The 9,616-nt window shown below is 66.7% G+C and carries 10 protein-coding genes; 6 read left to right on the top strand and 4 right to left on the bottom strand.

Going from position 1 to position 9,616, the window contains the following annotated elements:
• The first annotated feature begins 544 nt into the window (after positions 1 to 544).
• The 4 genes from F0U60_RS24545 to F0U60_RS24530 all read left to right on the top strand — a co-directional run bounded on the left by F0U60_RS24545 (position 545) and on the right by F0U60_RS24530 (position 3,426).
• Positions 545 to 775 (top strand): hypothetical protein, encoded by a 231-nt coding sequence (locus tag F0U60_RS24545; RefSeq protein WP_395823873.1) that lies wholly within the window; start codon positions 545 to 547, stop codon positions 773 to 775.
• A complete protein-coding gene (locus F0U60_RS24540) occupies positions 772 to 1,782 on the top strand; it encodes a M28 family peptidase (RefSeq protein ID WP_395823871.1) in 1,011 nt (336 codons plus the stop codon). The genes F0U60_RS24545 and F0U60_RS24540 overlap by 4 nt, the downstream gene beginning before the upstream one ends.
• A complete protein-coding gene (locus F0U60_RS24535; protein WP_395823869.1) occupies positions 1,779 to 2,306 on the top strand; it encodes a hypothetical protein in 528 nt (175 codons plus the stop codon). Before F0U60_RS24540 ends, F0U60_RS24535 begins: the two co-directional genes overlap by 4 nt.
• Before the next feature lie 256 nt (positions 2,307 to 2,562).
• Positions 2,563 to 3,426, top strand: a complete 864-nt coding sequence (locus tag F0U60_RS24530) for a type VI immunity family protein (RefSeq protein WP_395823867.1) — start codon at positions 2,563 to 2,565, stop codon at positions 3,424 to 3,426.
• On the opposite strand, the gene F0U60_RS24525 is transcribed toward F0U60_RS24530, so the two are convergent.
• Entirely contained in the window at positions 3,370 to 3,780 is a 411-nt protein-coding gene (locus F0U60_RS24525; protein ID WP_395823865.1) for a cytochrome P450, read from the bottom strand. The two genes, F0U60_RS24530 and F0U60_RS24525, sit on opposite strands and share 57 nt — an antisense overlap.
• Positions 3,781 to 4,032: 252 nt before the next feature.
• Positions 4,033 to 5,160: an RCC1 domain-containing protein gene (locus F0U60_RS24520; RefSeq protein ID WP_395823863.1), complete on the bottom strand. Its 1,128-nt coding sequence runs from the start codon at positions 5,158 to 5,160 to the stop codon at positions 4,033 to 4,035.
• Between the two features lie 398 nt (positions 5,161 to 5,558).
• Here F0U60_RS24520 and F0U60_RS24515 point away from each other — a divergent pair, with 398 nt between their 5' ends.
• On the top strand, positions 5,559 to 6,269 hold the full coding sequence (locus tag F0U60_RS24515) for a hypothetical protein (RefSeq protein ID WP_395823861.1): 711 nt from the start codon (positions 5,559 to 5,561) through the stop codon (positions 6,267 to 6,269).
• Positions 6,270 to 6,295: 26 nt separating this feature from the next.
• Here the strand turns inward: F0U60_RS24515 and F0U60_RS24510 are convergent, their stop codons facing one another.
• Together F0U60_RS24510 and F0U60_RS24505 are read right to left on the bottom strand one after the other, a co-directional pair.
• The gene (locus F0U60_RS24510; protein WP_395823859.1) at positions 6,296 to 7,417 is read right to left on the bottom strand and encodes a biotin carboxylase; all 1,122 of its coding nucleotides are present in this window, start codon (positions 7,415 to 7,417) and stop codon (positions 6,296 to 6,298) included.
• 52 nt (positions 7,418 to 7,469) lie between these two features.
• Positions 7,470 to 8,861, bottom strand: a complete 1,392-nt coding sequence (locus tag F0U60_RS24505; RefSeq protein ID WP_395823857.1) for a M57 family metalloprotease — start codon at positions 8,859 to 8,861, stop codon at positions 7,470 to 7,472.
• 219 nt (positions 8,862 to 9,080) lie between these two features.
• Here F0U60_RS24505 and F0U60_RS24500 point away from each other — a divergent pair, with 219 nt between their 5' ends.
• Positions 9,081 to 9,551, top strand: a complete 471-nt coding sequence (locus tag F0U60_RS24500; RefSeq protein WP_395823855.1) for a macro domain-containing protein — start codon at positions 9,081 to 9,083, stop codon at positions 9,549 to 9,551.
• Positions 9,552 to 9,616 lie beyond the last annotated feature (65 nt).

Below are 9,616 nucleotides of genomic sequence, written 5' to 3'. Positions count from 1 at the left end.
TCGACCTCTCGAGCGAAGCTCTGAGGGCGCACATGGCCATGCGTGGAACTACACGACCACCAAGGGGGCCGGGCAGTTCGACATACCCATCGTGCCCCCTGTGTCGGCCGTTACATTAAACATAATGTCCTATAAATTCCAACACTTCTGCTCCAAAAACCATGAACACCCCTTCACTGGCAGAGAAGTGCGAGAAGAGGTGCACATCCACAGACAAAGCGTGAGATAGAGTCTCGCACCTATGCGCCATTGGTTGATGATCGCCGCAGCGCTCCTCCCAGGGATGGCCGCGGCCTCCAGACATGAGCTGTCCCTCGGGGGAAATCTGTTCTCCGCGAGCGGCCTCTCCCCCACCTTGCCTTCCCGCCCCGGCCTTGAGACAGCCTATGCGTATGAGTTTGACGTATGGCGTCTAGGGGGCGGTGTGCGCTGGGGGGTCACAGACACCAGCAAGCTCCCACTAGAACTCTACGTGCGTGCCCAGCTCGTCGCCGGGCAAGGTGTCTGGAGACCGTTGGTGGGTCCGGAGCTGGGCCTCTCGGGAATGACCGTCGTGACCCAGCCTAGCAGTGGAATTCCCGACGACTATCCCAAGACCCGAGCCGATCGGTTCGGGCCCGCCTACGTCGCCATCCACGCGGCGCCCCTGCGCTTCGCCTTCAACCGCTTCACGGTGAGTGCGCTGGAGCTCCATTGGGGCACCCTCCTCTCGCCCATGCCCGGCTCCATGCTGCGGCTGCAGCTCGGCCTCTTCCGTCTGGGGGTGGTGCTGTGAGAGCCCTGTTCGCCGCCCTCCTCTTCCTCGCCGTCAGCTCCTGCACCTCGAGGTCCCCTGTCGACGAGGCCGCCGTCACCCGCGTGGGGGACTTCGCCATCGTCGTGGAGAAGGACCGCCTGATGTCGGACGTGAAGGCGCTCGAGAAGGCCCACCTCGAAGACACGCCCATCGACTGCACGGTCCTGGATCTTGAGAAAATCAACACGGAGCACTCTCCGGTGTGTCACCTCACCCGCGAGAAGGCTCGCCAGTTCGTGCGCGAGCGCTTCGAGGCGCTCGGCTACACCGTCACCACGCAGGACACGGAGGATCCGCACTTCCCCACCTCCAACGTCGTCGCCGAGCTGCGCGGCACCGAGCGCCCCGACGAGGTGGTGATGGTGGGCGCCCATTATGACGCCTTCTATTCGGGCTCGGACGACAACAGCTCGGGCGTGGCCGCCATGCTGGAGATGGCGCGGCTGGCCGCGGGCAAGCGCTTCGCGCGCACGGTGCGCTTCGTCGGCTTCGACCTGGAGGAGATCGGCGTGGTGGGCAGCGCACGTTACGTGCAAGCGCTTCCCGGGGAGACCCTCGTCGCCTCCATCATCTTCGACTGCATTGGCTACAAGGATGCGAGCCCAGGCTCCCAGCAGCAGTTGCCCGGCTTCCCCATTCCCACCACGGGCGACTTCATCGCGGCCATCGCCAACGAGCAGTCCCGCCCGCGCCTGGAGGAGTTGAACGTGCTGGGCAACCGGCTGGGCTTCGTTCCCATCCGAGGCGCGATCATGCCGATCGACGGCTCCGGCCCCCTGGCGGGCAACCTCATGCGCAGCGACCATGGCCCCTTCTGGACAGCCGGGCAGAGCGCGCTCTTCCTCACCGACACCGCCAACTTCCGCAATCCCCACTACCACCGCCAGACGGACGTGCCCTCCACGCTTGACCCAGACTTCCTCGCGGGAGTCACCCGGCTGTCTGCCGCAGGGCTTGCCTTCTGGGCGGAGGGTCCACAGCCATGACGCCGACGACGCTTCTCTTGCTCTCCGCGTTGGCCACCGCGCAGCCGACGAACGGGGAGACAGTCCCCCCGCGACACCAACTCTCGCTGTACACCCACTCAGGGGCGACGATGTATCTCTCTCCGGCGCGTACCCAAGGGGGCGTGGGGGGAGGAATCGGCCTGCGCGACACAGTGGATGGGCGATGGCTGCTCCAGGTGGACGCGAGCGGCCTCACGGCGCTGGGCTCGGTGCTCGCGGTGCGAGTGGGCGCGGGCGTGCAGCGCCAGGGGTGGTGGTCTCCCGCCGCGTTGGTGAATCTCACCGGCCTCTTCGGGGATAGGATCGACTTCCTCTCGTCCGAGCGTCTCCTGCCCGTGCAGGGGCCTTCGCTCGGGCTCGGGCTGACACTGGCACCCGCGCGCTTCAATCTGGGGCGCACACAGGTGTCCGTGATGGAGGTAGGCCTGGGGGTGGGCACGGACCGGCCCGAACTGGGCGTGCTCTACGGGCTCACCCTGCTCGAGGTGGGCGTGTCGCTCTGAGGCGCGCAGGGAGGAGATGCCCCGTGGGGCTCATTACCCCCGGCGGACTCTGGCAATTTGGCATCGAATGATGAATAGCCGCCCTCCCCGCCTTCGCCTTCGCGGCATTCCGCCAGGCCATTGGAAACACCACGACGGAGAACCTCCTCGCCCGCGGCGAGAGTTGCTCGCACGTGAGGTGATCCGTGCCACGTTCTACATGCCACACGATCATCCTGACATTGCCTTCGGGGTGAGTCACGCCATCGACAGCGATATGCGTGCAGTTGGCCAGACGCCCAGGACCATCAACTCCGTCCACTTCTCCTATGACGAAGGTTCCCGTTTGACGGAGGAGCGGTGGACGTGGGTAAGCCGCCTTCTACAGGCCACGAAGCGGTGGTCCTTCCCTGATGACTACGATGCTTCAGAGCGGAGGGAAATCGAGAAGCGAGGCTTTGAACGAGGGCTGCTCTTCACCGGGGGCATCGACAGCGCCAATGGCTACCAACTCGAGTACCGGGCTCGCATCCCCTGGCGCACTCCTCCGGAACATTCGGTGAGCCTGCTGACCGCGACACTTCCCACTGAATATCTCGAAGAGCACGGGCCTGGCCGGGTGCGCGAGTTGGCCCTCGACATGGCCTCCAAGCTTCCATTCGCCTCTGGGCACGTCGGTCTGGCCCTTCATCTTTACCGTGTCGTTCGGACTTCAGACGCCGACTTTCGCGCTGAAGTCATGCGTTACCCGGGCATCGATCTCCGCACGGCCTGGACCCATCCGGAACGGATGGGTCCACGCGTCGATGGGGTCCACTGGCTCAACTTCTTCGGCCCTCCCCTCCTCGCACAACTCGGCGGTGCCATGGCTCTACGCTCTCGGCTGCACTCAGCCGAGACGACACTCGAGGAGCTCCCCCATGGACGCGTCGTTGTCTCTCTTGGAGAGTGGCCAGAGGCGGGAGACCTGACCACCGGGAAGACCCTTCCCGCGTACCGCGAGTTCGCCCAGGTGTTGGAGCCCTGGCTCGAGCCGCTTTTCCTCCCTCGAACCACGGTGTCCGTTGAGCCGCCCCGGTACACGTCACTTCGCCTCACTGAGGACGAGGCTCGGCGCTGGTGGAGACGCTTCCTCGACTGAGCCAGTTGCGGAGTCGTGGGCGGCCGTGGGGCTGGGCAGACGCGGGGCCTTGCCGTCGAGCGCAAGCGTCGCGCGGACGTTGCGGATCACGAAACCACTCCGGGGCCGCGTGGGCATGCGGGTGGGATCGACGCTCAGATCCTGACCCGGCACCACCTCGTAGCTCATGCACCGAGTGAGGAAGTGCAGCGCGAGCGTCACGTTGTGCATGGTGATCCACTCGCCGGGGCAGCGGTGCCCAGTGGCACGAGGGCCTCCCCCCTGGGGGATGAAGTCGAACGGGCTCCCGCTCCACTGCTTGAACCGTTCGGGCCGGAACGCGTCGGGCGCATTCCAGAGACGCGCTCCTGGCATCTGCACGGATCCGGACTGAAACCTTGCCCAGGCCCTCCCCTCCAGGGCCGGAGAGTTCCCGCCCGCGCTCCATGACGGTGACGAGCTTCATCCACCTGGCGGCCACGACGGCCGCCCTGGGAATGTCCACATTGTTGCCCCTCCGACCCAGAGCCCTGCTGACGTGAGAGGCAGCTGTGGGCACCCACGGCAGGCGCGGGGCAAACCTGAGGGCCCCGCGCCCCGCTTCAGGACGTCACCCAGCTCTGAATCCTAGAAGTCCTGCACCCGGACAGGCGTGAGGCGACTTTCGTTCGTTCCATCTCCGAGCTGGCCGAAGGAGTTGTCACCCCAGGCCCACACGGTGCCGTCCCGGCGCACCGCCATCGTGTGCATGGTGCTCGTCACCACGGACACCACCCGCGTCATCCCAACGACCTGGACCGGGTAGCTCTGATAGTCCATCGTCCCATTGCCGAGCTGGCCAAAGGAGTTGTCACCCCAGGCCCACACGGTGCCGTCCCGGCGCACCGCCAGGTTCGTCCAGAGGCCGGCCGTTACTTCCACCGCATCCGAGAGGCCCGGCACCTGGATGGGGGTGGTTCCGAGGAAGGAGTGATACGTGTCCCCGAGCAGGGACACGTCCCCCCAGGTCCACACGGTGCCGTCCGCTCGCACCGCCAGCGCGTGGTAGTCACCAGCCGACAGGGAGACGACGCCCGTGAGGCCCGGAATCGGCTCGGGCGTGGCGCGCACGCTGAGGGACGTGCTGTCGACGCCAAGCTGGCTGGAGGCGTTGGTGCCCCAGGCCCACACGGTGCCATCCCGGCGCAGCGCCAGCGAGAAGTCGGTGCCAGCCGAGACGGACACCACGTCCGTGAGACCCTGCACTTGGGTGGGCGTGTAGTGGTTGACTCCCGGCTCCTCTCCGAGCTGGCCGAAGGAGTTGTCGCCCCAGGCCCACACGGTACCGTCCGCACGCACCGCCAGCGAGTGGGAGCGACCCGTGGAGATGTCCACCACCTCCGAGAGGCCCGGCACCTGGGCGGGCGTGGGCTGCTCCAATGTCGTCCCCAACCCGAGTGCGCCCGCATAGTTGTGTCCCCAGGCCCACACGGAGCCGTCTGCACGCAACGCCAGAGATTGCGAGAGGGTGGCCGTGACGGCCACGACACTGTGGAGCTCCTGCATCCGCACGGGCGTGGAGTTCATCTGGCCGAAGGTGTCGGCGCCCCAGTGCCATACGTCGCCACTTGGATCCACCGCCAGCGAGTGCTGGAAGCCTGCCGCGACGACTCGCCGCCCGGCCATGCTCGTGTCTCGTCCAGAGAGACCCCGGGCGTCACCCGCCAAAGCCTGGCCGCTCCACATCACCAGCCACGCCGCCAGGAAAAGCCTCATCACACTAACTCCACTCCGCATCAAACCTACGTTCATCACGCTTCTCTTTCTTTCTGGCTCCCTTTCCCGAACGACACCAACCCCTCCCTTCACGGCATGGAGCAGCTACCGTGCGCGGCTCGCCCCTAGCAGGGACCGTGCCCATGTCTGGTTTTGAGCAGGCATTCCTGATCTCGCGCACTTGCGTTCCACCCACGGCTCGCGAGGTGACGAATCGCGCCAAGGAGTGACAAATCCTGTCAGCGAATGGCCACGCCACGGCGGACGCGGCACAATGTGAGCAATTGAGAATCGAACTTCAGCACTCCGCGGGCGGGGGGCACCCGAATTCGCAGCCCGGATGATCCAAAGGCCCAGGGCTGTAGTAGCCTCCGGCGCCTCTAAGGAGGGCTCGCCAGGTGTTCAACGGTCTTCAGTGGTTGGAAACGGTGTTCGAGACGCTGCGGGGCTACGTCCTGGGCAAGCCGCCCGAAACGCCCCGTCGCTCGCTGTATGACGCTCCCCCGGCCGTGCCGAACGGGTATGTGCACGAGCCCCCTGAGCCGACTGTGTCGATCTCGATCGATCCCCTGCCCATCACGGGTCGTATGGAGGTGCGGCCGGCGGAGATCCGGCGCGAGGCGCCCAGGACCGGGGCCCGGAAGGCACCGCGCGCGAAGAAGGCCGCCACGCCGAAGAAGAAGGCCGAGCCCACTGCCGCGCGGAAGGCGGCCTCTGGGAGCCGCAAGAAGGCCCCGGTGGCGAAGGCAGCCAGCCCGGCGCGGACTCCGGCCGAGGACTCGGGGAATGCTGTGGGGGCGCTGGTGGACGCGCTCCGGGCACACCCCAAGCAGGAGGTGCTGGTAGCGGCCGGGCGGCAGAAGGATCAGCTCCTGCGCTCGCTCATTCCGCTCTACCTCGCGCGGGCCCTGGACGTGGAAGTGACGTCGGGGACAACCTCGCGCTTCTGGGGCGAGCTCGGCGTGACGTACGCCGCCCCGAACGCGGCCAAGGCGCTGCGCCTGCACACCGGCTTCGCGCAGGACACGAAGAAGGGCAAGGCGATTACCTCCAAGGGCATCAAGTACGTCGAATCGGCGCTGGCGCAGCTCAACGCCTCCGACGCCTGACCGGGGAGCCGCGGGGCCAAGAGGCCTCATGCAAGGCGCCACGCCTGGCGGAGCATGTTGAGCAGGAGGTCCCGGTAGGACCACCCCACGCCGCCCGCCGCCAGGGCGCTGAGACTGTCCTGGTCCTCGCGACCAGGGCGGCCCGCCCCCGTCATGTTGGGCTTCATGTTCAAGTCGAACAGGAGGAACTCCCCCTCCTCCGAGGAGCGGCAGTCGATCCGGATGGGGGCGAGCGCACCGACCTTCCGCGCGGCCACGGAGCACCAGGCCTCTAGACGCTGCATGGCGGGCTCGTGGCGCTCGGCGTCGGAGAGTCGGACGCTGTTATTCACCACGGCCACCACTCCGTTGTAAGGCGCAATGCCGTCGTGGTGGTTGAAACGCCGGATGGCGGGCAGCGACCAGTGCTGCGCATACGTCCGCTCGGCGCCGCCGATGAGGTAGGAGCCCGGAGGCATCACGGTCAGGGTGACCTCGGTGCCAGGGAGGAAGCGCTCCACCATCAGGCGCTGGCCATAACGGAGGTTCCCTGAGACGTCCCGGGTCGAGAGTAATCCCGCCGCGTACTGTTTCAACTCCGCGAGGGAGTGGACCGCGCGCACCCCTTCGCTGCCCCGCCCGCGGAGGGGTTTGACGACCAGGGGGAAGCGCAATCCCCGCTCCTCGAGCTGCGCCTCGGAGAGGGAGGCCAGGGCGAGAGTCCCGGGGCCGTCTTCGGTGGCGACCAGGAGGGAGGCGGGCACGGGACAGCCGCTCTCACGAAGCTCCTCGTTGGTAAGCCACTTGTCGTCGTAGCGGTCCACCCTCGCCGGGTGCTGCCCGACAATGCGCACGTCCCGGTGGACAACGGCCTCCAGCGGGTGCCCGGCGAACAACACGGTGTTGGCCCACAGGACGCGAGCACCCTGGTCGAGCGCCTCGGCAATCCCCTGGGTTGTATCGGGGAAGACCCAGTCCATGGCCTGGGCGGGGTCAGGAGAATCACCCGGGGTGATCACAGGAACGCCTGCCGCTCGGAGGGCATAGGCGATGTCAGCGCCACTGTCGCTGTAACCGCCTGGCTTCATGGGCTTGCGAATGCCGTCAATCTCAGGGGGAGGCGTGGCCTGGTACAGCAGGGCGACGGGTTCGTGCTCGGGCGAAGACATGGGAGCACCATCCCATCAACGCCGTCGCCCTCAGGCAATCACATAGCGCGGCTCAGGGCGCGCCTCGACGCCCCTCGGCCCGGCCCGCGAGGATCCAATGGTCCAGCGCCGCCGGGTAGTTGGTGGCGCCGAACGCGGCCTGCAGGTCCGCGTTGTTGGCCAGGTAGTAGCCCACGTCGAAGTCCGCCGACGCGCGACGGCCCTCGTAGAGCCCCTGGGTGATCCAGTGGTTGAGCGCGGCCGCGTAGTTGTTGCCGAAGGCCGCCTTCAGGTCCGCGTTGGCATTGAGGTAGTACTGCACGTCGAACTCGAGCGAGCCACGACGCCCCTCGTTGATGCCGGCGCCGATCCAGTGGTTGAGCGCGGCCGCGTAGTTGTTCGCACCGAACGCCGCGATCAGGTCCGGATGGATGGACAGATAGTAGGCCGCGTCGAAGTGGACCGAGCCACGGCGCCCCTCGTTGATACCGGTGCCGTACCAGTGGTCGCGGGCGGCGGCCCAGTTGTTGCCGAAGGCGGCGCGCAGGTCTCCGTAGCTGTGGACGTAGAAGACAGTATCCAGGCCGGGCTCACCCAGCGGCCCGTAGAGCGAGTGCGCACCACTGATGTCCGTGGCCGTGAGGTTCAGGTCCCCACGGTTGGCGCCGTTGCACTGCGGGTAGTGCATCACCGAGGCCGCGTCGTAGCCCGTGAGCGCGCGCCAGTTGTTGTCCTCGAAGCACGAGCGCGCCTCGGGACGGGTGTGCTCGTGCCGGAAGCCGAGGGTGTGGCCCAGCTCGTGGCGCAGGATGCCCAGCAGCGTGTACGGCGCGATGTTGCCGAACGACGACGCGTCGATGAGGACGTTGCGGTTGACTCGGGTGGTGCTCGGGAAGAACGCGCGCGCCAGGTACGACTGGCCGCTCACGGGTCTCACGTCGAAGATGACGTTGTTGTTGCTCGCGTTGCAGTTACCATCCTGGTCACTGCGGTGCTGGAAGAACACGTTGACCTGGTGCCACGCGCCCGCCGCCTGGTGCATGGCGTTGACCACCGCGTTGTAGTTGGCCCCAAAGGCCGTACTCACACAGTAGGGGATGCTGCGCTGGCGGGTGTAGGCCCACCGGTCATCCGCTCCGCCCACGGTGTTGACGATGAGCGGGTCGCGCCTCGTCCCCAGCCCATCCGCGCTCAGGCGCTGCTGGTCCTCGAGGTAGTCCCGGTAGACCTGGCGCAGGCCGGCCTCGTCCTCCACCAGCGTGTCGCCCTCGACGATGAACACGCCCGTGTCGGGCTCCTGGTAGACGCTCGCGCGGAACTCCTCGTACGACAGCACCGCCGGACGCGCGCCGGCGGACTCCTCCGCCTCCGGAGTCTCGACCGTGCCGCACCCCACGAACCCAAGGGCCGCGAGCCCGAGCCCCCACACAACGTGCGACGGACGACTCCACGAAGACAGCCTCATAGACTTCCCCCTGTAGAGATTGAGGGAGCAGCGCTCCCGTTGACGCAAGACGGACCGGGCCGCTCACAAAGAGACCCCCTCCCGATCCGCACGCGGAGTATTGATCCAGGCTCTGACATCTTCCGCGACTGACGTGCTTTCCTGGAGCGTGTATGAGTACATGCCGCATGAAATCGAAGGGGATGAGCTCGAGCATGTCTGGCAGGGGGAACTGAAACGATGCCCACCATCTTCGTACGGGGAGATCTCCTTCGACAGGAAGGGCTGAACGCTCTTGCCCACGGCTGCAACTGCGCGGGCGCGATGGGAAAGGGCATCGCCGTGGAGTTTCGAGCGCGGTTCCCGCGGATGTACGCGGAGTACAAGCAGCGCTGCGCCGATGGCCGCTTCAAACTCGGAGAGGTGTTCACCTGGACCGAGGAGGGCGTGACGGTCTTCAACCTCGGCACTCAGAAGACATGGAGGACGAAGGCTGAGTTGCAGGCCATCGAGAGCGCTGTCACCCTGATGGTCCAGGAGGCTGAGGCCAGAGGCCTCGACAAGATTGGCCTTCCTCGGATTGGCGCGGGTCTCGGCGGGCTCCCTTGGGAATCCGTTCGCGCGCTCTTGGCCCTCATCGGGGAGAGGACTCACGTCAACCTGATCGTCTTCGAGGACTACGTGCCTGGCGCAGTGGTCGAGCTGCCCTGACCCTGTCGGCGCGCCGGTGCCGCGCTCAACCTCCTGCGCCGCACCGACAACGATCTCACGCCCCA

Origin of the sequence: Archangium minus (assembly GCF_044360475.1) — a bacterium.
Classification (GTDB): Bacteria; Myxococcota; Myxococcia; order Myxococcales; family Myxococcaceae; genus Archangium; species Archangium minus.
Note: the sequence above shows the minus strand (reverse complement) of the source record. Positions and strands in the feature narration are given on the sequence as shown.

Bases quoted from the DNA above. Each gene is read 5' to 3' on its own strand.
- F0U60_RS24545 (WP_395823873.1), top strand. From the start codon at position 545: ATGACCGTCGTGACCCAGCCTAGCAGTGGAATTCCCGACGACTATCCC.
- F0U60_RS24535 (WP_395823869.1), top strand. From the start codon at position 1,779: ATGACGCCGACGACGCTTCTCTTGCTCTCCGCGTTGGCCACCGCGCAG.
- F0U60_RS24530 (WP_395823867.1), top strand. From the start codon at position 2,563: ATGCGTGCAGTTGGCCAGACGCCCAGGACCATCAACTCCGTCCACTTC.
- F0U60_RS24525 (WP_395823865.1), bottom strand. From the start codon at position 3,780: ATGCCAGGAGCGCGTCTCTGGAATGCGCCCGACGCGTTCCGGCCCGAA.
- F0U60_RS24520 (WP_395823863.1), bottom strand. From the start codon at position 5,160: ATGAGGCTTTTCCTGGCGGCGTGGCTGGTGATGTGGAGCGGCCAGGCT.
- F0U60_RS24510 (WP_395823859.1), bottom strand. From the start codon at position 7,417: ATGTCTTCGCCCGAGCACGAACCCGTCGCCCTGCTGTACCAGGCCACG.
- F0U60_RS24505 (WP_395823857.1), bottom strand. From the start codon at position 8,861: ATGAGGCTGTCTTCGTGGAGTCGTCCGTCGCACGTTGTGTGGGGGCTC.
- F0U60_RS24500 (WP_395823855.1), top strand. From the start codon at position 9,081: ATGCCCACCATCTTCGTACGGGGAGATCTCCTTCGACAGGAAGGGCTG.